The organism is Sphingobacterium sp., assembly GCF_032065005.1.
In the GTDB taxonomy this organism is placed as follows: Bacteria; Bacteroidota; Bacteroidia; order Sphingobacteriales; family Sphingobacteriaceae; genus Sphingobacterium.
Map to the genome: position 1 here is coordinate 260817 of NZ_DAMBMM010000003.1, position 24987 is coordinate 285803.

The 24987-nt window shown below is 39.2% G+C and carries 21 protein-coding genes; 2 read left to right on the forward strand and 19 right to left on the reverse strand.

Going from position 1 to position 24987, the window contains the following annotated elements; translation table 11 throughout:
- Window positions 1-2: 2 nt before the first annotated feature.
- The 11 genes from RT138_RS06400 to RT138_RS06450 form a co-directional block, all read right to left on the reverse strand.
- A complete protein-coding gene (locus tag RT138_RS06400; protein WP_313190060.1) occupies window positions 3-527 on the reverse strand; it encodes a hypothetical protein in 525 nt (174 codons plus the stop codon).
- A gap of 10 nt (window positions 528-537) precedes the next feature.
- Window positions 538-3642 carry a CusA/CzcA family heavy metal efflux RND transporter gene (locus RT138_RS06405; protein WP_313190061.1) on the reverse strand — a complete coding sequence of 1035 codons (3105 nt, stop codon included), beginning with the start codon at window positions 3640-3642 and terminating at the stop codon, window positions 538-540.
- 2 nt (window positions 3643-3644) lie between these two features.
- Window positions 3645-4751 carry an efflux RND transporter periplasmic adaptor subunit gene (locus tag RT138_RS06410; protein ID WP_313190062.1) on the reverse strand — a complete coding sequence of 369 codons (1107 nt, stop codon included), beginning with the start codon at window positions 4749-4751 and terminating at the stop codon, window positions 3645-3647.
- A 2-nt stretch (window positions 4752-4753) separates the two neighbouring features.
- On the reverse strand, window positions 4754-6025 hold the full coding sequence (locus tag RT138_RS06415; RefSeq protein ID WP_313190063.1) for a TolC family protein: 1272 nt from the start codon (window positions 6023-6025) through the stop codon (window positions 4754-4756).
- A 49-nt stretch (window positions 6026-6074) separates the two neighbouring features.
- Window positions 6075-7409, reverse strand: coding sequence for a HAMP domain-containing sensor histidine kinase (locus tag RT138_RS06420; protein WP_313190064.1), 1335 nt, complete (start codon window positions 7407-7409; stop codon window positions 6075-6077).
- Window positions 7406-8095, reverse strand: coding sequence for a response regulator transcription factor (locus RT138_RS06425; RefSeq protein WP_313190065.1), 690 nt, complete (start codon window positions 8093-8095; stop codon window positions 7406-7408). The genes RT138_RS06420 and RT138_RS06425 overlap by 4 nt, the downstream gene beginning before the upstream one ends.
- A 136-nt stretch (window positions 8096-8231) precedes the next feature.
- A complete protein-coding gene (rny, locus tag RT138_RS06430; protein WP_313190066.1) occupies window positions 8232-9791 on the reverse strand; it encodes a ribonuclease Y in 1560 nt (519 codons plus the stop codon).
- A gap of 271 nt (window positions 9792-10062) precedes the next feature.
- Window positions 10063-10353 (reverse strand): cell division protein ZapA, encoded by a 291-nt coding sequence (locus tag RT138_RS06435; RefSeq protein WP_185211888.1) that lies wholly within the window; start codon window positions 10351-10353, stop codon window positions 10063-10065.
- A 49-nt stretch (window positions 10354-10402) separates the two neighbouring features.
- Window positions 10403-10711 carry a hypothetical protein gene (locus RT138_RS06440; RefSeq protein ID WP_093095920.1) on the reverse strand — a complete coding sequence of 103 codons (309 nt, stop codon included), beginning with the start codon at window positions 10709-10711 and terminating at the stop codon, window positions 10403-10405.
- A gap of 27 nt (window positions 10712-10738) precedes the next feature.
- Window positions 10739-13132: a phenylalanine--tRNA ligase subunit beta gene (gene pheT, locus RT138_RS06445; RefSeq protein ID WP_313190067.1), complete on the reverse strand. Its 2394-nt coding sequence runs from the start codon at window positions 13130-13132 to the stop codon at window positions 10739-10741.
- 178 nt (window positions 13133-13310) lie between these two features.
- Entirely contained in the window at window positions 13311-14498 is a 1188-nt protein-coding gene (locus RT138_RS06450; protein ID WP_313190068.1) for an SAM-dependent methyltransferase, read from the reverse strand.
- Window positions 14499-14642: 144 nt separating this feature from the next.
- Between RT138_RS06450 and RT138_RS06455 the strand changes: the two genes are divergently transcribed.
- On the forward strand, window positions 14643-15431 hold the full coding sequence (locus tag RT138_RS06455) for a Cof-type HAD-IIB family hydrolase (protein ID WP_313190069.1): 789 nt from the start codon (window positions 14643-14645) through the stop codon (window positions 15429-15431).
- Between the two features lie 77 nt (window positions 15432-15508).
- The gene (locus tag RT138_RS06460; RefSeq protein ID WP_313190070.1) at window positions 15509-16246 is read left to right on the forward strand and encodes a DUF3575 domain-containing protein; all 738 of its coding nucleotides are present in this window, start codon (window positions 15509-15511) and stop codon (window positions 16244-16246) included.
- A 667-nt stretch (window positions 16247-16913) separates the two neighbouring features.
- Here RT138_RS06460 and trxB read toward each other — a convergent pair.
- From trxB to RT138_RS06500, 8 genes are all read right to left on the reverse strand, one after another.
- Window positions 16914-17882: a thioredoxin-disulfide reductase gene (gene trxB, locus RT138_RS06465; RefSeq protein WP_313190168.1), complete on the reverse strand. Its 969-nt coding sequence runs from the start codon at window positions 17880-17882 to the stop codon at window positions 16914-16916.
- Between the two features lie 19 nt (window positions 17883-17901).
- Window positions 17902-18849 (reverse strand): exonuclease domain-containing protein, encoded by a 948-nt coding sequence (locus RT138_RS06470; protein ID WP_313190071.1) that lies wholly within the window; start codon window positions 18847-18849, stop codon window positions 17902-17904.
- Window positions 18850-18953: 104 nt separating this feature from the next.
- Window positions 18954-19988, reverse strand: a complete 1035-nt coding sequence (locus tag RT138_RS06475; protein WP_313190072.1) for a cytochrome c peroxidase — start codon at window positions 19986-19988, stop codon at window positions 18954-18956.
- Window positions 19989-20046: 58 nt separating this feature from the next.
- On the reverse strand, window positions 20047-20913 hold the full coding sequence (locus RT138_RS06480; protein WP_313190073.1) for an MbnP family protein: 867 nt from the start codon (window positions 20911-20913) through the stop codon (window positions 20047-20049).
- A gap of 65 nt (window positions 20914-20978) precedes the next feature.
- On the reverse strand, window positions 20979-21356 hold the full coding sequence (locus RT138_RS06485) for a hypothetical protein (protein WP_313190074.1): 378 nt from the start codon (window positions 21354-21356) through the stop codon (window positions 20979-20981).
- A gap of 1 nt (window position 21357) precedes the next feature.
- Window positions 21358-23349 (reverse strand): TonB-dependent receptor, encoded by a 1992-nt coding sequence (locus tag RT138_RS06490; RefSeq protein ID WP_313190075.1) that lies wholly within the window; start codon window positions 23347-23349, stop codon window positions 21358-21360.
- 5 nt (window positions 23350-23354) lie between these two features.
- Window positions 23355-24278: a hypothetical protein gene (locus RT138_RS06495; RefSeq protein WP_313190076.1), complete on the reverse strand. Its 924-nt coding sequence runs from the start codon at window positions 24276-24278 to the stop codon at window positions 23355-23357.
- 146 nt (window positions 24279-24424) lie between these two features.
- Window positions 24425-24721: a hypothetical protein gene (locus RT138_RS06500; RefSeq protein WP_093095895.1), complete on the reverse strand. Its 297-nt coding sequence runs from the start codon at window positions 24719-24721 to the stop codon at window positions 24425-24427.
- Window positions 24722-24987: the final 266 nt, after the last annotated feature.

Sequence of the window (24987 nt, forward strand, 5' to 3'; positions counted from 1 at the left end):
GATTAATATTTCCACTTCAACCTATCGAATACCTTTGACCACATCCAAATGGGTCCTATCGTCAATAGATTCAAGAAGGAAGCATTTCCTTTTTTTACCTTATTGCTGCTTAAGAACAATCCCAGCAATCCAATTATTGCAATAATACTGCACACTAAGATGACCGTTGGTCCGCCATCTCGCTCAACATATTCCAGTTGGACGATGAAATAACTCATGATCCCAATCGTGAATAGCACGGCATAAGAAAGGGTCGGTGCCAATTTCAAATAACAGTAAATGACAATAGCTATAAAAAATGACCCCCAGTTCAAGAACGTATGGGCATTCATCTTAACCAAAAAGTCTAATTGAGGAAAAGGGATCATCCATATCAATCCCATGATTCCAAAGAAGGCCAAAAAAATAAATATGGCATATAAGGCAAAGTTTCCCGTTCCATATGTTTGATCCAATTCGTAAAAATGTTTCTCTACAGGTCTGGAAAATTCTACCTTTTTATTGGTTTCATTAGCCTTTTTCTTCATGCCTGCAAAGTTAACTATTCTTCGCTAACATTTTATCCTTTCTATACGCATAATAAAACACTACCGGTAATACGGCAAAGGAAAGAATCAAACAGATCAACAGCCCACCTACAATCATAATGGCTAAGGGCTTCTGTATTTCAGACCCCATCCCACTGGAAAGCGCAGCAGGTAGCAATCCCATCGAGCCCATCAAGGCAATCATCACAATCGATCTGATCCTACTTTTCACTCCTTGGTCGATAGCTTCTTTCAACGGTTTCTTTTTCAGGTACTCCTTCATCACAGCGATCAGGATGATTCCATTGATGGTATTTACACCGAAGAGAATAATTAATCCGATACCAGCGGAAATCCCAAAGATGGTGCCTGTGATCCATAAAGACAGGAAGCCGCCAATAAAAGCAAATGGAATGGTAATAGCGGCAATGGCGGTATCTTTCATATTTCCAAAATTACTGTACAGCAATATAAGGATCAGCACCAAGGAAATAGGAATAACCGTCATCAATTGTTTGGTTGCCCGTTCCTTGCTTTCAAATTCACCGGCCCATTCCATATAGTTCTCCTTAGGAAGTTTTATGGAACTGGCTACGACCTCTTTTGCCTCCTCAATGGTACTCCCTAAATCCCTTCCCGATATGCTAAAACCAATACCAATGTATCTGCTATTGCCCTCACGATAGATAAAGGCAGGTCCTGTCACATACCCAATGCTAGCGATCTCTTGCAACGGGATGTTCTCACCGGTGCTTGTCGGTATTAGGATATTACCTATTTTTTCAGGTGTATCCCTATATTCCTTATTGAATCGGAGAACAACATCAAACTGTCGGTCTTTTTCATAAAATTTGGTTGCCGCCTGTCCGCCAATGGTCATCGCGATAACGGCTTGTACATCCTTGGTAAAGATGCCATACTTGGCCATTTTAGAATCATGAAGCTGAATCCTTAATTCTGGCAATCCTATATTCTTATAAACGTTGATATCTGTAATCCCTCGAACCTTACCGATCGCATTTGATACCTGATTTGCATAATCTTCTAACTTATACAGATCATCACCGAAGATCTTAATAACCAAAGAACTCTTAACCCCTGCCACATATTCCTCAACGTTATCTTGAATGGGTTGGCTAAATCCAAAATTAATACCAGGGTATTGATTCAATTTCTCTCTCAGTTCCTCGATGATCTCATCCTTGTCCAGTCCTCGTTTCCAAGTGTTTTGTTCAGTCAATTGGACATTAAACTCAATATTAAAGAAGCCCGTGGGATCAGTTCCATCATTGGGTCTTCCAGTTTGGGTTAAGATAAAATCTATCTCCGGACAGGTTTCTACCATCAATTGTTTCATTTCCTTGGTCAACCGGCTGGATTCATCCAGATTAATGCTATTGGGCAAAGTCGCCCGGATATAGATGGCACCCTCATTTAATTGAGGAAGGAACTCAGAACCATAATTCATGAACTTTATCGAACATAATGCTAGAATGCCAACAAAAACAACGAGGGTTATTTTTTTGAATTTCAGGGCATAACTATAAAGTCCATAGATAGATCTATGAAAGAATCTGGTCACAAAGTTTTCTTTCTCTTCAATGCCTTTGGTGAAAAGCAACTTGCACATGGCAGGAACATAAGTCAAACTTAATATCAAGGAACCTAACAACGCATAGCCTAAAGTAAATGCCAATGGGGTAAACATCTTCCCCTCTACCTTCTGGAAAGAGAATATAGGCAATAACGCAACGATCAGAATCATCAATGCGAAGAAAATATACGAAGCCACACTGCCTGCACTTTTCTTGATTACTCCCATCTTGGACATCTTTGCAAACCGCTCCGGACCTACCTTATGGGATAGCGTCGCTAAAGCAACAAAAACTGTTTCTACGATAACCAGTGTTCCCTCCAAGAGTAAACCGAAATCCAAAGAGCCCATTGAAATCAGATTCGCTGGTAACCCCTGGATCTTCAGCATTATTATGGCAAATAAGAATGAAAGCGGAATAACAGAAGCCACAATAAAGGTGGATTTCCAATTATATAGGAAGATAAATACAATCAGGGATACCAGTAAAACACCTTCAACAATGTTTTTTGAAACGGTCTTGACCGTGCTGTCCACCAATTTCGTGCGGTCAACAGCCGTCTCGATCTTGACATTATCCGGTAATGTCCTAGTATTTAATTCTTCGATCTTCTCCTTAAGCAATCCAATAACCTCGGAAGGGTTCTCCCCTCTCAACATGACCACAATCCCCTCCACCACATCTTCCTGCTCATTGTATCCTACGCGACCCAACCTTGGTTTATTGGAAACTACAACCTCTGCAACGTTTTTAATCAAAACAGGCGTAGAGCCATTTAATTTGACTGTTATATTTCCTATATCTTCAATCTTGTCCAACAACCCGACACCACGCACCACATAGGCTTGATCTCCTTGTTGGATTACATCCCCGCCCACATTGATATTGGATTTTGATACCGCTTCATAAACATCAAGCGGTGTCAGACTGAAATTTTTTAGTTCGGTCGGATTGATCTTGATTTCATAGATCTTTTCCTCTCCTCCGAAACTGATCACATTGGCCACTCCAGGTACGCCAAGAAGCTCCCTTTCAATTACCCAATCTTGGATAGCTGATATTTCCTTGATTGGCAGATCGCTCTTAATAATGTACCTAAAGATTTCTCCTGTAGCTCCCGAAGGTGGTTCTACCTCTATTTCCGTTCCTTCTGGAAGGTCTATTCCCGCTAATTTATTAGAAACATATTGCTGAGCATAAAAGTCATCTACCCCATCTTCGAACTGTACTGTTACCACAGACAGACCGAATAAAGAAATCGAACGGATATTTGACTTCTTGGGAATACTGTTCATCTCCTTGGAAATCGGCAAAGTGACCAGCTTCTCCACCTCCTCTGCACTTCGACCTGGCCATTGGATGATAATCCTCGCCCTCGTATTGGTAACATCAGGAAAGGCCTCAATCGCTGTATGTTTGAGCGCATAAATACCCGCAAACAAAAGGGCAAAGGTGGCAAATAAAATAAAAGTGGTATTCCTTAATGAAAAGGTTACTATATTTTGAACAAATTTCTTCATCCTTACAAGCCCTTAATCTGTTCAAAAATCAATAGTGCATTGCTACCAATAACCTTTTCGTCCGCTCCCAATTTATTGCTTACATAGGTCACCTCTTCATTGCTCGAAATAATTTCTAGCTTCTTTGCTTCCAATTGGCAATCTCCCTTGTAAACAACCATGAAATTTTCATTGTTACTGAATACAAGCGACTTATTAGGAATGGCTAATGCTGTTTCTTCTGATTTTACTTTATCGATAATGATGTCTGCGCTCAAGCCGGGCATCAGGTTAAGGTTTTGGTTCTCCAATACCACCCGTGCCTTCATTACATGCTCATTGGCATCAAATACGTTGTATATTTTATCAATTTTCCCGGTATAGACTTGATCTGGATAGGCAATGGTCCTCACCTTAACCTGGTCTCCAGTTTTGATAAACCTAAGGTTACTTGCATAGACGTTCAACATCACCCAAACTTCCTTCAGGTTCGAAATAGAAAACAAGGGATTGCTTTCCTGAGTAATGATTTGCCCTTGGCTGATATCTTTTTGGATGATATAACCATTTTTAGGTGCTAAAATCTGGAATGTCCCCTCGCCTACAGCGTGATAAAGCTGCAAAGATTGATTGATGCGTTTCAATTCAATCTTGGCACTTTCCAGTTCATGCTCCACTTGCAGCATTTCTGGTTCTGAAATCATCCCATCTTTCAACAGGTCTTTCTTGGTAACCAAAAGCTTCGCTAGTAGATTGATCTGGTTTTGCTGCGCATTCTTCTGTTGAAACAGACTTTGGATTTCCGTTGATTTGATGGTAGCCAGGACCTGACCCTTTTTAACTTGGTCACCTAACTCAAAATCAACTCGATCGACTACCCCAAGCAACAAACTTCGAAAGGTTACCAGATCATTCTCATTATATTCAATCTTTCCCGATAAGGTCAATTGCTCTACAATGGGGCTTTCCTTGACCGTAATAATTTCAGTAGTCTTTTTTAATTGAACGCTGATACAAAACCCTTTTGTGCTATCCTGTACGTCAATTTGTTGCTGCTGGCTGCTTCCACAGCCAGTGCAACATGCAATCAGGGTAATTAAACCTAAGGGTAAACTTTTAATATTTTTCATTATTATAGTTCCTGGCCAACCACATACTGTAGTTGTTCAAATGTGATTAAATATCTTTCCTGTAATTCCAAATAGGCTTGCTGAGCTTCACGAAAAGCTTGGGAGAAATCAATGAACTCGATGAGGGTCACCTGTTGTTCCTGAAGATATTTGATATAATTCTCTAGTACCCTGTGTTGGGCTTCAGTATTCGTATCCTTCCAGTTTGTGAGGTTCTCCCGAAATAAAGACAGCTTATTCAACAGCTTATCAATCTCATTTCCTATTTCTATTTGCCTAGCTTGAAACTGCGCTTGACCTTGCTCAACTTGGATTTTTGCAGCTTGGATATTTCCCTTATTTCTGTTGAAGATGGGTAGTTCAATGTTTAACCCAATACCAATGAAATTACTCATCACATTACCTCCACGCTCATAATTCATCAACAGGTTTAAGTTTGGGGTTCTCTGTGCTTTCTCCAATCTCAACTGACCTTCAGAAAGCTGAATTTCATTGGCCATCGAGCGCAAATAAATATTTTGGGAATTTGCTTTCTCCTTCAGCTCGGTCGGGAATAAAGTCTTCTCGCCAACCTGAAATCGATCAAAGGATAATTGTTCTGCTTTCAGATCTGGCAATTGAGTAAGGGTTCTTAATTGCTGAATGATCTCATTTTTTTGGCTCTTTATATCCAAAAGCTCCTTCTGGATACCGATTAACTCGGTATGGACCCGTAAAAAACTAACTTGGGATACATGCTGTTTCTCAGCTTGCGTCTTATATTGCTCATTCAATTTGGAGAACAATTCCAAAATGGATTGCAATTGATTTTCTTCCAATTGAATTCTTTGAAGGCTATAAAAATTGGTTCTTAAATCGAGCTTTAACTGCCTCAGGATCTCCTCAAACTCCAGCTGGGCAGAAGTCTTCTCCAATGTTTTAATGGCCACTCGTTTCTTTCTCTTTCCAGCTGTCTCGATCAGCTGTTCTAATTCCATGTTGAGCTGCTGTTTACTTCCGAAATTACCAATGATATTGGGCATGGTTTCAAAAGAGCGGTTAGCCCAAAGGTTAAGGTTGTCAACGGTAAGATTTGGGTTGGCCCATAACTTCTCCTGAACGATTAATGCTTCAGACCTATCAATATGAAACTTATTCGCGATTAACTGCAAATTGTTTTTCAGAAACTGGGATTCTAAATCCTTTAGGGAATAGGTCTGGGCTTGCAGAATAACAGCAAGGCAGCTTAGTACAAAAATTAGATAGAATTTCTTCACCATTAATATTTTCTGCAAACCTATAGCTTGCAGATTAAGGTGAGTTTTAAATTAGATTAGAATTTGATTAGAATTTGAGGGAGACCTGTGTTCCCATCCCTTCACTTTGTAGTTTCATTTCAACTTTGTGCAGTACAAAAATAATGTTGGCCATAGAGAGACCGATTCCCTTACCCGAAAATTTATTAGTGTTTTCCCCGCGGTAAAAGTTTTCCTTTACCTTATTGAGGTCCTCCTGAGAGATGCCGATCCCTTGGTCTACCACTAAAAGCTCCAACCTACCCAGGTCTTCATGAAGTATCACAGTTACTTTCTTATTGTTTGAATACTTTATCGCATTCTCAATGATATTATTGAAAGCTAAGGCCAAGAGCTTCTCATTCCCCTCCCATTCCATTAAGTTAGCATCCTCAACTTCAATTTTCACCTCAATATCAGCTTGGTAATAGAGAACCGCATTTTCAATGACCTGCCAAACAATCTCATCAATTCTCAATCTTGAGAACTCAAAGCTTGTTTTTGCACCAGACAGCAACATCATGTTTTCCAATGTCTCTTCCAGATCAGTGGTATATTGCTTGAGTTGCTGGATTACATCTTCATATTCCGCATTTGTCCGCTCTCTTTGGTTGGTTACCTCCAAGGTGCCCAATAGCGCGGTTATCGGAGTCCTGAGCTCATGGGAAACATAATCAATGAAATTTTTCTGAACATTGAAGGTTTGCGAGATACGATCTACAAACAGGTTATAGGTGTTCACCAAATCCTGTATTTCCGAATAGGATCTTTCCAATTGGATAGGTTTTTCAAAGTTCTTGCTATCTCGGTCTTTGATCTGTTTGATTACATCGACGATTGGCTGGTAAGCAATATAGCCCAGGAACCTTGAAAAGAAGTAAATTATACTCAATCCCACAAAAAATGCAATAATCAAGATATGGAATAAAGACTGCATCTGCTTATTGAAGTCCTCTTTGGATTCTCGGGTTACAATGACAAAATCCCCTTCGTTATCATTATAGAAAATACCGTTATAAAAGAAATGTTCTGTGTTAAAGAATGAGTTTTTATCCGTCCTGACCTGCGTTATAAATTCCTTCGAAATATCAGAAATTACGGACATGTCTCCAGCCTTTCTTTTATCAAGACTATCAAATACAACTATATCTCTTCTGGAAATAGTCTTCTGCAATTGCTTTTGGATATTTTCATGATCCAGGCTGCTCAACTCATCGCGTTCCAGATAATAGATGGCTGCCAATAATGATTTACTTTCTAAAGCATGTTGCTCAGATTTTTCCATCTGCACGTAATAGGCAAAATAAATAACTACTGAAATCAACAGCGTAACAACGCTAAAGATACAGATTGAATATAAGGCTAACCTATGCTTTAACTTCATGAATCATATTTAAACATATATCCAATCCCTTTTACGGTTTGGATGAACTTCTGATCTTGGCTTTCAACTTTATTTCTCAAATAGGATATATATACATCCACTACATTGCTGTGATTGTTAAAAGTAATGCCCCAAACTGCATTTAATATTTGCATTCGGCTGACCGTCTTATTTCGGTTTTCGATTAGGTACATCAACAATTTAAATTCCCTTGGCGAAAGGTCTACCAATTCGCCCTTTAAAAAGACTTTATACTGATCCGTGTCGATCTGCAGCTCATCAAATTCCAAAATCGGACTCTTCGGCTTTTCCTGATTATGGTATTGCTTTCTCCTGCTCAGGGCATTGATACGCGACAGCAGTTCCTCAAAATGGAAAGGCTTGGTCAAATAATCATCAGCACCATAATCCAAGGAAGTCACCTTGTCTTGAATACTGTTTAAGGCACTAAGCATTAATACAGGGGCATAAACCTGTTTATAGCGTAAGGTCTGTAATAACTGCACCCCATCGATTCCAGGCAACATTATGTCCAAAACAATGACATCCCAATCAATTTTAAGGTTCTCTTCCATCAAGGCATCCTCCGCCGTCTTACAAAGGGTAACCAAAAAACCATTTTCCTCTAAACCTTTAATTAAGAAGGAACTTATCCGATGATCATCTTCTACAACTAATACTTGCATTTCTTTTAATTATTTCAAATTTAGCCATTTAGCCCGTACCTTAATGCTATTTTATTGAATTCTAATCAAATTCTAATACAAGGGAAAAATAAAAAGCCCATCAAATGATGGGCTTTCCATAGATTCTAAATGAATTTTATTTTGCATAAGAAACCGATCTGGTCTCTCTAATTACTGTTACTTTGATCTGACCTGGATAAGTCATTTCCGTCTGGATACGGTTTGAAATATCTGCTGCCAAGATCTCAGCTTGTGCATCAGAAACTTTCTCGCTTTCAACTACAACACGCAATTCACGTCCTGCTTGGATAGCAAATGTTTTCTCCACACCTGGATATGACAACGCTAGGTCTTCTAGTTCCTTCAAACGTTTGATGTAGCTTTCTACGACCTCACGTCTAGCACCAGGACGGGCACCTGAAATCGCATCACATGCCTGAACGATTGGAGATATCATTGAGGTCATCTCGATCTCGTCGTGGTGAGCACCGATCGCATTGCATACATCCGGATGTTCCTTATATTTCTCTGCCAATTGCATCCCCAAGATCGCGTGAGGCAATTCCGGGTTATCATCGGGCACCTTCCCAATATCGTGCAGCAATCCAGCTCGTTTCGCATGTTTCACATTTAGTCCCAATTCAGCCGCCATCGTAGCCGCAAAATTCGCAACCTCACGTGAGTGCTGTAATAGGTTTTGACCATATGAAGAACGGTATCTCATTCTTCCCACCATCCTGATCAGTTCAGGGTGTAGACCATGAATACCTAAATCAATGACGGTACGTTCACCGATTTCAACAATCTCATCTTCAATCTGCGTACGGGTCTTTGCTACTACCTCCTCGATACGTGCCGGGTGGATACGACCATCCGTAACCAATCTATGTAAAGATAAACGGGCAATCTCACGACGAACAGGATCAAAGCCTGAAAGGATAATCGCTTCTGGCGTGTCATCCACGATAATCTCTACACCAGTCGCAGCCTCAAGTGCTCTAATATTACGACCTTCACGTCCAATGATACGACCTTTGATCTCATCATTTTCAATGTTAAAGATAGATACCGTGTTTTCAATGGCAGATTCAGTAGCCGTACGTTGGATAGTTTGGATAACTACTTTCTTGGCCTCTTTCGATGCTGTTAATTTCGCTTCATCAACGATATCCTTGATCTGCATGATCGCTTGAGAACGAGCTTCTTCACGCAATGAATTTACTAACTGTTCCTTAGCTTCCTCAGCAGACAGACCAGCCATACTCTCCAATTGCTTGATATGTTGGCCTTTTAACTGTTCTACCTCTTCCTTTTTCTTGTCATTGAACTCAATCATTTGATCCAATTTCTTGGCTTTGTTATCCAAATCCTGTTTTTCACGATTTAGATTCTCCAATTTTTGATTTAATGACTGTTCTTTCTGACGAATGGTATTCTCTTTTTGAGAGATGGTATTATTCTTTTGGTTGACTTCTTTTTCATGCTCAGCCTTCAATTGCAAAAACTTCTCTTTTGCTTCTAGCTGACGCTGCTTTTTTATATGATCTGCTTGTTGCTCTGCATCCCTTACTATTTGGGCAGCCTTATCATTCGCTGATTGCTCCTGCTTTTTGAACAACATCTGCAAAAGATATCGTCCAATAAAAACACCGACAACCAGTGAAATTATTATTGATATAGTAGTTGATAACTCCATTTGTTATTATTTATAATTTAATATGTTAATGTAATAGCATTTATTTTCCAAAAAAAAAACCGCAATTAAATAAATCAGGTACCATGTATTATTAAACTTCGATTACACATGATTTGAGCGTATGATCATGACCTAGATGGCTTTCGCAAAATGGCCTACATCTTTAAAATTGCTCGTGATATTGAAGCGTTAAGTTTAAAATAGTGACAACCCGAATTTAATTGCGGCAAATTCGTCGTTACAAGCTCTAAATTCTAAGAACGTAAACGTTTTATTTTTTGAAGAAATCCGTCAGAATATTGTCCAGTTCATGAATGGAATGCTCCAGACCAGAATCCTGGTTCTGACTATTCCGCTCAGCCTTGATCATCCCCGTGGCATATTGCAATACACACATCGACAACAAGTCTTGCTTATCACGAACCGCATAGTTATCCTGCAGTTCTTTAATTTTCTCGTTTATTAGCTTCGCGGCATATCTAATCACCTCTTCCTCCTCCGTCTCAACACGTAAAGGATATACTCGGTCTGCTATATTTATTTTTATGGAAATCTCTCCCATTTTCTTTGAGCTTAATAACGTAATAAGTCTATTCTCCTACTCCCTTTTCCTACTTCAATAGACTTATACATTTGTCTATTTCTCGCACAAAATCGTTAATTTTTCGTTTTGTGTCAAGTACTTTTTCATTTATAGCGTCTTTATCGATCTCCGAATTGTCTAATGTTTTGGCAACCGCCAAGGCTTTTACCTTGTCTTCCAGCTGCTTAACTTTATCCGAACTCGTATCAAATGCAACTTGCAATGATTGAACTTCTAACTTTAACAAGTCATTCTCCTCTTGCAAGGCTTCACACAATTGAATAAGATTTTTCGTTTTCTCAACGATAATATTCATTTGGGAAGATAATGACGCCATAGTATTTCGCAATTAATGTATAAATTTTTAGCGCACTGATGCGCCTACTTCTTTCTCAAAGTTAATAATTAATTTTTGAATAATTGCATCAATTTGTTTGTCTGTAAGTGTTTTTTCTTCGTCCTGAAGCGTAAAACTCAAGGCATAGGACTTCTTACCTTCCGGCAATTTATCTCCCTTATAGACATCAAAAATCTGAACATCCTTCAACAACTTTCTCTCTGTCTTTGTGGCAATTAAACGCAATTGCTCAAAGGTCACCTGATCATCCAGCAACAACGCTAAATCACGTCTTACTGATGGGAATTTTGAAACTTCCTTGTAAGTGATTTTATTTTTCTTGATCACTTTAATCATCAAGTCCCAATCAAATTGCGCAAAGAATACCGGTCCATCAACATCTGTTTTCTTCAGGTTAGCTTTTGAAACCGCCCCAAAGGAAACCAAGACCTTCTCTCCTTTTCTATAGCTCAATCCATAGTCAAAGTACGTCCCAACATAATCCTCAACGCGGATACCTTCTACTTTCAGTCTTTTTACGATATCGTCTACAACCGCTTTGATATCATAGAAACTTACACCTTTGGCATTATTATTCCATTGCTCCGATTCTTTCTTACCTGAAATAGCGATAGAGAACAATTGCTTTTCTACGTAATTACCTTCCACTAAATTATAGGATCTTCCGTATTCAAAGATCTTCAGGTCTGCATTCTTGCGTTTTTGATTGTACCCAATGGCAATCAAAGCTGAGAACAACAGGTTCTGACGCATCACGTCCAAATCGCTACTCAATGGATTTAACAGCTTCACAGCGGTCTCCTCATTTTCCAGGTAATCATCTTTGGTCAATGAATTCGCCAAGATCTCCCTATACCCATTCGCGATCAATAGATCTGCAATCTGGTTCAGCACAACTTCCTTATCTGGTTTCTCCGAGGTATTTAAGGATGCTTTGATCTGCGTCTTTAGTTCAATATTGTTGTATCCATAGATACGTAATACTTCCTCAACCACATCAATCTCACGGATGACATCTACTTTATATGCAGGCACTTTGACATCAAATCCCTCAGCAGTCTCATTTTCAAGTTCAATGCCTAAACTCACAATGATCTCTCTAATCGTTTCTGCAGGAATGTCTTTTCCGATGACACGTTGAATATTTTGATAGCTTACCGGAAACTCAAATGGTTTTATAGGATTCGGGTACAGGTCAACAATACTGGATGACACTTCCCCACCGGCAACTTCAGCAATCAGGATAGCTGCTTTTTTCAAAGCCTCTACAGTAATATCCGGATTGGTTCCACGCTCGAAACGGAATGATGAATCGGTTTTCAGCGCGTGTCTTTTCGATGTTTTCCTAACCGTTACTGGGTTAAAATAAGCCGACTCAAGGAAAATCGAAGTTGTTCCTTCCGTAACACCGGAATATTCACCTCCGAAAACCCCTGCAATACACATCGGTTTCTCAGCATCTGCAATCACTAAATCCTCTGATGACAGCTTACGCTCTACGCCATCCAAAGTCTTGAACAATTCACCTTCTTTCGCTTTCCTAACAATTACCTGATTTCCAGAAATCTTGTCCTGGTCAAATGCATGTAATGGTTGTCCTAAATCATGAAGGATATAATTGGTTACATCGACGATATTGTTGATCGAACGAACACCAATTGCACTTAATTTATTTCTTAACCATTCCGGAGACTCTCCAACTTTGATATTCTTGATGTTAATTCCAGAATACCGAGGGGCATCTTCTACAATATCAACCTTTACCGAAGTTCCAGTTGTTGACAGCTCTTGAAACGAACTTAAATCCAGAGATTTTACATTCGACCTGAAATAAGCCGCTAAATCTCTTGCCACACCCAAATGGGAAGCCGCATCTGCACGGTTTGGTGTCAAACCGATTTCATAGCAATAATCATCCTCCATCTTGAAGTATGATTTCACCAAACTGCCTATTTCTGCGTCAGAATCAAGCTCTACAATACCTGCATGGGAAGTACCCAAACCAATTTCATCCTCGCCACATAACATCCCTTCTGATGCTTCACCACGAATTTTCGACTTGGTAATTTTAAAAGGGTCATCCGATGTAGGGTGACAGGTTGTGCCAACCTGTGCAACTATAACTTTTAAACCGCTGCGTACATTCGGTGCACCGCACACGATATTCAACAACTCAGGTTTACCTACGTTTACTGTTGTTACTTTTAGTTTATCAGCGTTAGGATGTTGCTCACAAGTAATCACTTCTCCAACTACCAACCCTTCCAATCCTCCAGGAATACTCTGCTCAACCTCCAAGGACTCTACTTCTAAACCAATATCTGTCAAGATTAAGGAAAGCTCCTGTGGGGTTTTATCTATATCAATAAAATTCTTTAACCAATTATAAGAAATTCTCATCGCTACAATTTTTCAAGACACAAAGATAGAACTTTGTGACCTAAATGCACAGGTTTTTTGGACTATTATCGGGAATTACCTTATTCCAAATCAACAACAGGTCTGCTGTTTCATATTCGACATATAAAAAGCCTGTCTACTATCTAAATAAATATATTAATTAATCTCATGTAAAACCTTATTTATCAAGGCCACACAAACGCTCCAAGTGCTGGTAATTGATTCCAAAATAAGCTTTCAGACTTTTGATCTTTTTTAAGATTTCATCCTGCTTCTTAGGATCAATCTTTCGCTTAGAACCGACCAACATAACATTTTTAGGCGTATGCTGATCAGAAATAAACTGTATGACTCGCATTTCATAACCATAATACTCTAAGATCAAGGCCCGAATGCTATCCGTTAGCATCTCTGCATGACGTTCTAAAAATATACCATATTGGGTCATGAAATCCAGGTCATTCTTAGCTTTCACTGCCTCCAATTCCCAACGCACCTGTTTATGGCAACAAGGAGCCACCACAATCAGTTCAGCATCATTTTGGATGCCTTTGTATATGGCATCATCCGTAGCGGTATCACAGGCATGCAAGGCGATCAGCACATCTATTGCTTCAGCAGATTGATATTCTTCAATGCTTCCTTCCTCAAAACTCAGGGTTTCAAAACCAGACTCTTGTGCAACCTGATTACAGAAATCAACCAAATCCTTCCTGTATTCTATCCCCACTACTTCCACCTGTATCCCAAGGCTATTTTTTAGGTAATCATAAAGTGCGAAGGTCAGATAACCCTTTCCTGCGCCCATATCCAGCACTTTAAGTTTTTCCTTGGAAGGAAGATCCGAAAGTGACGAACTCAATAATTCGATATAATGATTGATCTGCTTCCATTTATCCTGGGCATTCTTGAAAACCTTTCCTTCGGCATCAGTAAGGTTTAACTGATGCAAATAGGCCTTACTGGAATCTGTAATTTTTCGGTCCTTAATTTTATCATGGGACAGGGACTGCTCCTTTCTCCGCTCTACTTTTTCTTTTTGCAGACGCCATTCTCCTTTTTTGTTCATCTGAAAAACCAGATTTTCACTGATGCTCTGAACATTCACCTGCCTGAATCCCCTAAAGTCCACCAGCTTTTCCAGCTCTATTACAGAATCTTCAATGGAATAATTCTTAGTGATATCTTTCGTTTGATAACGATAAACAAATGAAAGCATTAAGTCCTGTTTTATTAACACAGGCTTTATATAGATATTTTTTAGATTAGCCTCTTCACCTCGGTAATTACCTAAAGAAATTTTTTGCAGTTCTTTTCTTAAAAGCATCCCTTCCAGCTCACCTAAAAAATCCTTGAATACAGTCATATCATTATTATTTCAGGACAAAGATAATCATTGCCCACAAACTAATTCGGCCTGGAAGGTCAAATCAATGTTTAAAGGTTTCCCAAGCTGATAAATCAACCTCCATATCTTAGGCTTATTGGCACATTTAACGTACCTTTGTGCATGCTAAATCCTAAAATTAAAGCCGTATTTTTTGATATTGATGGAACATTATTGAGTTTCAAGACCCACAAGGTACCTGAATCAACCGTTGAAGCGATCAGGTTACTTCAGACCCATGGCATCAAAACCATTCTTTCAACGGGTAGATCCATAAACAGTATTGATCATATCAAATTTTTGGATTTCGATGGATATATCACCTTTAATGGCGGTTATTGCCTTACCCACGATTTTGAAGTATTATTCAAGCAGACCATTGCCAGTCAGGATATACAGTCCGTAATTGAGTATGCAAAGGAAAAACCCCTTAGTTTCTCCTTTATGTCTGAACAAGAGATTACCATTCATGATGTAACTCCAGAAATAGCCGGCATGTATGCCCACCTTAACTTACCAGTCCCAAAATTGGTCGACATGGAAAAGGTTGATGTACATAGCATTTTACAGACTAATATCTTTTTAGGGCCTGAAGAAGAAAAGCAGTTTATGGAAACCGTTATGCCGAATTCTCTTGCTTCGAGATGGACTCCTCTATTTGCCGATGTGAACCCCAAAGGCTTAAGTAAAAAGGTTGGGATTGACATATTCTGCAAGCATTTTGGCATTCCATTGGAAAACACCATGGCCTTCGGTGATGGTGGAAACGACATCAGCATGCTTAAACATGTTCAGCTAGGAATTGCAATGGGGAATGCAAATCCAGAAGTAAAAGAAATTGCTGACTATGTTACAGATGACGTAGATAATGATGGAATCTGGAATGCGCTAAAATATTTTTCAGTTTTATAATATACCAAATTCTAGGTATTGCGGTTTTCATCGTAGTTAAATATATTTGGAAAATCAAAACCAAATGTTAACTCACAATGAAAAATAAAAATCTCCTTGGACTCACGCTTCTGTCCATAACCATCGTCCTGTGCATAATCCCATCCATTTCTGTAGCACAACAGAATACCGTAAAATTCAATCTGTTACCATTGGTTGGTAAAACCTTTGCTTTCGAATACGAACGCATGGTAGCACCCAAAATGAGTGTTAATGCAAGTATTGGATTTAGAGGTAAATCATCCCTTCCTTTCAAAAGTACTATTGAGGATTTGATCGAAGATGAAAACTTTACAAATGATGCTACATTAGATCATTTTACATTCTCTCCAGAATTCAGATTCTATACCAGCAAAAAAAATGGAAATGCTGGAAGAGGATTTTATGTAGGTCCTTTTTTCAAATATGGAAAGTACAACATCACGACCAATTATCCTTATGAAACTGACCAAGGTACCACAGAAACAGTTCCTCTAAAAGGTGGAATCGGAACATGGGGCTTCGGTTTCGTCATTGGGTCCCAATTTAAACTTGCAAAATCAGTATTCATGGATCTTCGAATCCTTGGACCACATTATGGGGGCGCTAGCGGAACCATATCAGGAAAAATGGACCTTTCCCCTCAAGAGCAGCAATACCTAAGAGAAGAACTTGAAAACTTACAGAATGATATTGTAGATATTGAAACCACCGTAGATGCTCAAGGCGCAACCCTAAAAGCAAAAAGCCCATGGGCAGGTATTCGCGCCGGTATCTCTATCGGATATAGATTTTAAGATAGACAGCAAAAGATAAACACAAGACAATAGACTCATGTCCATCCCTAAATAGGGTATTTATAGAAATTATGGCGTATAGCCATTAAGTTCTTAGAAAGTCAAAAGCGGAATTCTAAATATAAATAAGAATTCCGCTTTTTTATAACTCTGATTCTGGACAAATAGTGAAGAATCTGTATGATTTTCCTCCAAAAGGACCTGTCATGCTGTACCGAAGGTACAGGAACTGTACGCCAATGCAAACTTCCATAATTTCAATGTGGATTTTTGTGTTTTTCCGAGACTCTTCCTGTGTCAAGATTTAATCAGAATTGATATTATTTTAGGTCTGTATGTTGCGGGCGTATGCAATTCGCCCCTACTATATTGGGGACTTTCCAGCGACATGTTGATCATAATCTTGGTCTATCCTCTCATCCTCGGTGGGTGAGCGGAGCCGAACCCAATCCTGGTTCTTTCCCCAAATCTTGGTCTATCCTCTTATCCTCGGTGGGTGAGCGGAGCCGAACCCAATCCTGGTTCAAACATCAAAAAGAGCCTATCTAAAAATTAGAAAGGCTCTTCATTATAATTTCTAAATACCAATTAAAAAAATCTAATTGACTCCCTTATAATCGGCGTAAAAAAAGATCTGTTGTCTCTTGTCTTTTGTCTAATGTTTATATTAAGAAAGCACCACGTCTTCCTTAGCCATTAAATAGCGTTCCGCTTCTAAAGCAGACATACATCCAGTTCCAGCAGCTGTGATCGCTTGACGGAAAACATGGTCTTGAACATCTCCACAAGCAAAAACACCAGGGATATTGGTTGCCGTACTATCGGCTTTGGTTATCAAATAACCAGTTTCATCCATATCTAAGATGCCTTTGAACAACTCTGTATTTGGCTTATGACCGATAGCTACAAAGAAACCTGTAACCTCTAGGTCTTGAAGATTTTTGCTTTCGTTATTGATCACACGGACACCGGTCACCACTTGGCCGTCTCCTAAAATCTCTACTGCTTCCGTATTATAAAGAACTTCAATGTTCGGAGTATTGTTCACACGATGAACCATAGCTTTAGAAGCACGGAATTCATCACGACGAACCAACATATAAACCTTTTTACAAAGCTTAGCTAAGTAAGTTGCTTCTTCAGCGGCTGTATCACCAGCTCCTACAATGGCAACATCTTGCCCCTTGTAGAAAAACCCATCACATACTGCACAAGCCGAAACACCAAATCCATTATATTTTTCTTCTGAATCCAGTCCTAACCATTTAGCAGTTGCACCCGTAGCGATTATAACGGTTTCAGCCTCAACGGTCTTAACCCCATCAATCTCTACCTTATGGATGCCACCATCAGTTGAAAAATCAACCTTCGTAGCATATCCAAAACGTACATCTGTTCCAAAACGCTCCGCTTGAGCACGTAAATCCTCCATCATTACCGGACCAGTGATTCCTTGTGGGTAACCAGGAAAATTATCAACTTCTGTAGTTTGGGTCAATTGTCCCCCTGGAACCATACCCGTATAAATAACAGGTTTTAAATCAGCACGTGCAGCGTAAATGGCAGCAGTGTATCCAGCAGGTCCTGATCCTATAATTAAACAGGAAATACGTTCAATCTCTTGTTCTTTATTCATCATAATATTGAATGGTTCTTTATTTTTTAAATTTATCTTGCAAACCCTTTAACATATCATTGGTAATGGGTTTACTAGGCTCTGGTTTCCTTTCCGGCTTTTTGAAATCCTTACTTGGAGTACTTGTTGCTTGGACCGGATTGTTTACCCTTGCCTCTCTTTTCTTGTTTTTATGCTCGTTCCAAATCCCTTCCAATACCTTCTTGGTATACAATGGGAAATCTCCATTTTGCATCCAAGCATAATAGCTCGGTTCAACATCAAAAACATCAACAACTTTCTTCCCTTTGTGTTTTCCAAAGTTAATGGTTGCATCGCCATCCGCATCATAGACCAAACGTCCGGCAAAATCCACCGGTTTGCTCAGGTTGGTAAAAGAATGCAAGGCTTCAACGTCATTGACTACAGGTACAGAAACAACCCCATGCTTATCCTCATATTCTACATTTTCATATTTAGACAACTGCGCTTTCAAGACTTCATAGGTTGCTCTTACATCGGCCTCAGCAGTATGGGCATTGTCTAGACTCTCATTGCAATAGAACTTATAGGCTGCCTTTAGCGTTCTCTGCTCCATCTGATGAAAGATGTTCTGTACATCTACAAAGGACCTTCCTTCCAAGGAGAAGTCAACCCCTGCACGTAAAAACTCTTCCATTAACATTGGGACATCAAACTTGTTTGAATTGTATCCTGCTAAATCCGCATCTCCGATAAAATTTGCGATCTCTTTGGCTCTCGCTTGAAAATTCGGCAGATCCTTCACATCCGCATCATAAATCCCATGAAACATAGAAGACTCAGCCGGAATCGGCATCTCAGGGTTCACCTTCATCGTCAAGGTCTCTTCTTTTCCACCTGGACTGACCTTCAATATGGAAAGCTCTACAATTCTATCACTTGACACTTGGACACCCGTAGTTTCCAAATCAAAAAATGCCAACGGGCGCTTTAAGTTTAACTCCATTTTCTATTTAATGTTATGCTCTTGCAAATATGACAAAAATACAAAATCTATTGCTCACAATAGACCATTTAAACCAACAATAAGTGTTTTGAATGTAAAATCAATTATTTTTGAGCTACAAAAGAATGATCGCTCAATGTTTTCAGGAAAGCGATGATGTCAGCTTTCTCCTCTTCATTCATAGGTAACCTATTCCCATTTGCCTTAAAGATAGGGTCTAGATTCTCTGCATACAGCACACCTTGATCCATATAATCTAATACGTCTTTTAACGTCTTAAATTGTCCAAAGCTTCCATAAGGCGCAGTAAATTCAATATTTCTTAACGAAGGGACCCGATAGCTCATCCAATCTTTTGGATCACCCGTTACTCTTGCCCTTCCCGCCTCTTCTGTATCCGGGTTTATCGGGAAACCAATATTACGAAAGCTCTGATCGGTAAACAGCCCTGTTCCATGGCAACTTTTACATTTCGCCTCAAACACTCTTAACCCTTTTTCCTCCGACTCGGAAAATCGCTCCTTGCCTTGATGGACCACCCTATCGTATTTACTATCCGCACTGATCAATGTATATTCAAATTGAACAATGCTTCTATAAATTCGGTCAGCAGTAATTTGTTCATCTCCAAATGCCTTCCTGAACATCTCTTTATAGGTAGGATCATCCCGAAGTTTAGCAATGACTTCCATGATCGATGAATTCATCTCTTCATGGGTAATGATAGGCACCAAAGGCTGTTTCTCTAGTTGAAGGATATTACCATCCCAATTATAATGCCCCATAAAGGCCATGTTTTGGATAGCAGGCGTATTTCTTAACCCGACTCGATTGTATACCCCAATAGATTTAGGATTCTCATCTGCAAATGCCTTTTCAGGCTGATGGCAGGAAGCACAGGAAATCGTATTATTTCCACTGAACCTTTTTTCATTGAAGAGCATCTTCCCAAGTTCTACACCATATTTTGTAGGCTTATTCCCCTGGACCGAGGCATTCATCGTAGGAAAATCCACAGGGATCTCCAAAGGTATTTCAGGATTGTCAAATGGAATCTCATCAATTTCCTCCCTGTCTTGACAGGAACTCAAAAATCCAAGCACAAAGAATAGAACGACTGACCATTTTATCTTTCTCATATTGAAAAAATAAAAGAAAGAGCCTTCCTTACTCTCGAATAAGAAAGGCTCTAATGTATTAATTTTCTACTTTGCTAATGGAGAACATACCTGAAAGGTCGCTGCTTCCATTTCCACCTAAATTATCTACGAATTTCACCATCTGCACAGCAGTATGGATATTCGGCGTAGCGTTGTCACCCATTCCAGTACCTGTAGACAAGGTAATGGTATTGGTTTTTCCACTTAATAATTTATCGAAATCAGCATTGATGGTGATTTTAGGAGAGGTACGTCCTACAGTAGCTACTGAAGTCAGATTCAAGGAAATTTCTCTATAGGCATCTACCCCTTGGGTATAGGCACCTTCCTTACCTTCAACTGTACTTCCGGTATGGATAGACATCTTTTTATTATCTGCGCCATAAAAACCTTCAAGTTTAGTAAAACGATAGCCTGAACCCCACTCCCACATCATTTCGGTGTCATTGGCACCTGCCGCTTTATAAAAGTTAGGGAACTTCGTTTCGTCCAAAGTATTCAATTCCTGTTTTACACCTAGACCAAATTTGATCTGTTTGTATTCACCTGAAGGAATATTGCTCAACACAAAATCTAAAGACGTTGCTTTAGCTTGATTGATAACTGTAGCCCCTTTATCCAGATCATTAATGTTATATGGGATTTCCGTACCTTCTGCTTTGATCAAACGAATGTTACTGATTACATACTTAATTTCAGAAAACTGATGTACCTGTCCGGCAGCTGACGTGTTTTTGCTTGCGGTACTGCTATTAGCATCGCCAAGTACGATACTTTTTCCTTTAAAGGTATTATCAAAGTGTAATGTAATATTATTGGCAACCGGATCAACACTATCCTTAGAACAGGACACGAACAAAGAAACAGCAAGTAAAGCAGCAATATATTTAATTGAATTTTTCATTAGATTAATTTCTTATTTATTTTTAATTATTTGATTTTTATAACATTAACTTCTCTTATATAAACTTAAAATAGATAATAGATAGGTGGTGGTATAAAAATCTCTCTGGAGGGTTCCTTATAATAGACTTCTTGATAAGCAGTGATTACTTCATTGTATTCCGAATCAGAATTACTCAAAATAAATTCGAAATCTGAGGCAACGAGCATATCGACCCTTGGGTAATTTTTGAGCGTCGCTGTTTCTGAATTTTCCTGATCTTCCAATTGTTTCTTCAAATGGCAAAGCCCATGACATTGCATCTCAGGCTTATTTTTGTTCTCACAATAAGCCTTTTCAATCTTTTCTTGGTTGAGCTTAAAGTGCATAACGATAATGGCCTGCTGAAAACCGATCAGCACAGACAATAACATCAATATTCCACTTATTACTCGAACCAACATCTTAGAAGCTTAATTTTATGGACGTAAAAATATTCCTTCCCATTCTTGGGATATTTCCCCAGTCTGCATAAGTGCTGTAATATTCATTGAATAGGTTTTCAGCTCCAACCTGAACCATGGCTTTATATTTCCCAAAGGTCAGGTTATAGTCTGCCGACACATTCCATACCTGATATGCCGCAGTAAGGTCTTCACCATACTCAGGGCTATAATTTCGCTGCTCCATATCGCCATTTAGGGAGGTCTGTATACCAAACTGCTTATACATATAATGTAAGGAAGTCTGATAGCTCAATGGCCTGATAAACGGTAGGTTTCCCCCTCTTTCATCAGTCGCACGGGCATAGGTTACATTCCCTTTCCAATGTAGATGTGGCAGGATATCATAATTTGCATTGACACTGACATTGAATATCCTTGCATGATCTAATGAAGTATAGCCTTTGACCCCAACAGATTGATAATTCATCGGGCTCCCTAAGCTTAAGATCCGCCCAACTATATAGTTTTGAATGTAGAAATAGTTAACCTTTGCATCGATCCCCATTCTTTCTGTCTTGAAACCGGCACTCGCATTTCCTTCAAAGGATATTTCATTTTTCAGATTTGGATTACCGATATAATCGTAGCGATCAAAACTATTGTAGATATAATAACCATAACCTTCTGATACTGATGGCGCTCGCTGTCCATAACCTGTTCCCACAGAAAAATTAAACCTGTCTACGCTCAAGTCATAACTGGCATGCAAGCCTGGAAGGACCCTGCTCTTTTCCTGTGGAGTACCGGGATGAAAAATCCAGTTAAATTCCACATACTTGGAATGGTTATAGTTATAGCCCAGTGATCCGCCAAAATTCAACCTGCTATTTTCCGTAAAATCATAGGAATTGTTCATCGATACACTTGCAAATCGGCTGGTTACCCAAGGCCAACTGTAAGCGAACATGGTTTTCTTGCTTCGATCCTGTGGATACATCGTCATTTCTGCAATCGATAGGTTCTGATAGGCATTCAATTGGATGTCTGAACTGTATCGACCTTCTTTCAGGTTCACACTCGAGACCAGCCCAAAGGTATTGCTCCACCCCGGCATATCCATATGCACAAGGTTTTCCGGTCTTTTGGTATCGTCCATATAATGTTCGATGGCATTAAAATAGACTTTGGTATCCCAAACTTTAAATAGACCTTCCTCAAACAATTGTTTATAGGAAGCAGAAGTAATGATTGCCCTTGAAAGCCATAGGTCCATAGGTAAAGCCGGATAGCCTACATCATTGGCCTGGTCAAAGATTGCATCGACTCGGATGGATGAAAGATCACTGGTCTTATAGGCAAGACCAAGTGAACTATTGAACTTCCGGTATTGCGAATGCTTCACCTCCTCCTTATTCCCATCTAGGTAATTTCCTGCTTTACGATAGGCCACACTTGCATCTGCAACAAACTTATCACTGCTATAGGAAAGATTGCCCAAGTTAAAGAACTGGTTATTGTTGAACTCAAAGCCACTTTGGTAAGAGCCTTTATAATGGGCAATGCTATCAAAGGCCGTACTTTTTCGCTTCAGGTCAATGCTTCCAGAAACTGTAGCTCCATGCATGCTCCCTTCTTGACCAGATTTGATATCTATGGTCGACAGATTATTGCTCTCCACATAAGAAGTAATGGGATCCATTTTATCTGTACAGGCACCAAAAATATGCATCCCATCAATGGTAATGGTCGATCGTTCCGAGCTCATATTGTTCAACATAGGCTCCCAAGCATAGGCTCCCCTCTTGATAAAACTGATCTTATCTGATGAGGCCAGAAATTCATCCACTGAAACAGCCATCTTCATTTCTGTCTCAATCTTCCGTTTCCGAATCCCTTTTACTTTAACCTCTTCGATCTTTTGAACCGTATCTTGTTTATTCCTTAATGTATCCTGTGCTTGTGATTGTAGGGAAATAAGGAAAAGCACAAGGATGGAAATGATATTACGCATAGCTTTTAGAATAAAATATCAATGAACAGTTCACTTTTTTTACCTTCCACACCCGGTGTAAAATCCTTGGGCACCTCAGTTCCCTTAAGGATCTTTCCATTTTGGTTGATGAATATGAAATTCAAGGTCCAATTTCCAGTCATGGTATAGTTTACCACGCCATGATAAAAGCCGTCTTCCCCTTGAACTAAATCTTTATTATTTGGCGAGGAATGGTTACCCATGGAAGGTTCAGGCATCCTTGGATCCAATTTCAGGGTGAAGCCTTTGACTTCTGAATAATTGAACTGACTTGGATCTGGAAACTCTGTCTTTGAGGGAGTCAAAGGTTTATTGTATTTGTAAACAGCTGCCAGCAAGTTATTTTCAGCTACTTTTGGGGACCGAGGCCCCAATAGTGCAATAAAATATTGTTCACTGTCATTTCCAAAGAAGGAAACCATGTTCAGGTTTTTATTGGTCTGCTCTTTTACTGTAATCGGTTCCTTGATCTGCAATTCTTGCGTTCCAACTTTCATCTTTATATACAGGTCCCATTTATTTTCACTACTGCTCAGTTCTGTAAATACTGCGTAGGCAGCATAGAACTTCTCCGCTGAATTATATGTCAATTGATAGCGATGAGGGCATGACACTTGTTTACCCTCTATCCCTGTCATAATGGGCAAAAAGCCAAGTGATGCTGAATTGACCTCTGCATTGCTTTGTTTGTTGAAGACCTTGATCCGTAGCTCATTATAGCCTTTGGTCAAAGTACCATTCAAAGCCTCTACACTTACTTTATAGTCGTTTTTTTCAAAGGAATAGGCTTCCTTAAATTCCAATTTTTCTGGTTGTTCTGTACCAATTTCAGCTTCATAATCTGTTTTTTCTTTTGTACAGGATATGAATAATAGGCACAGTGAAATAATCATTATTATTTTCTGCATTATTAAATAGGTATTGCTGTTTTAAAAATGAAATGAAGGGCAGTAAGAAGAAAGTTTAGAAAAATTGCACAAAGACCAACAAACACATCATGTGCTTGAGCATCAATTTCAATAAAATTCAATAAAGGGCTGTCCTACTGCTAAGATTAAGCAATTGGGGGACGGAAAAGCGGATTGCTGAATTCGAATCTATATTCAGAGATGTAAATTGGAAGAGGCTTTTCAACAGGCTCTTCAACCGTAATAGGTTTAATCAATGTACTGAATTCTTTATGAACATAATGCGAGCTATATTCATAAACCACGAAATTCTTTTTGGATTCCTTTTTCTCTTTGTCTCTGATTTTTTGCATCAACACACACTGACCATTACAATGTAAATCTGGGCGACTCTTGTTGATACAGTTGGCAATGTAGTCCGGAAGATGAATCTCATACTCCATAGTCATGATACTGCGATAAAAAGATTGCAGCGTCAAGCTCAGCAAAAGGATATATGTAAACAAGAGTTTCAAATCTGGGCTATTGTCTTTAGCAAATATGTCCCAAATATAAGGAAAGATTCTATCATAATAATATAATTGAGGTTTTATTTTGGGGGATTTGAATTGGGATTGAGGCTCGGCTCTAAACGGTCAAATAGGATTGGAGAATAGGGCGAGAATTGGTTTAAACCAGGATTCCCTTCGACGCCGCTCAGGGTAAAGGA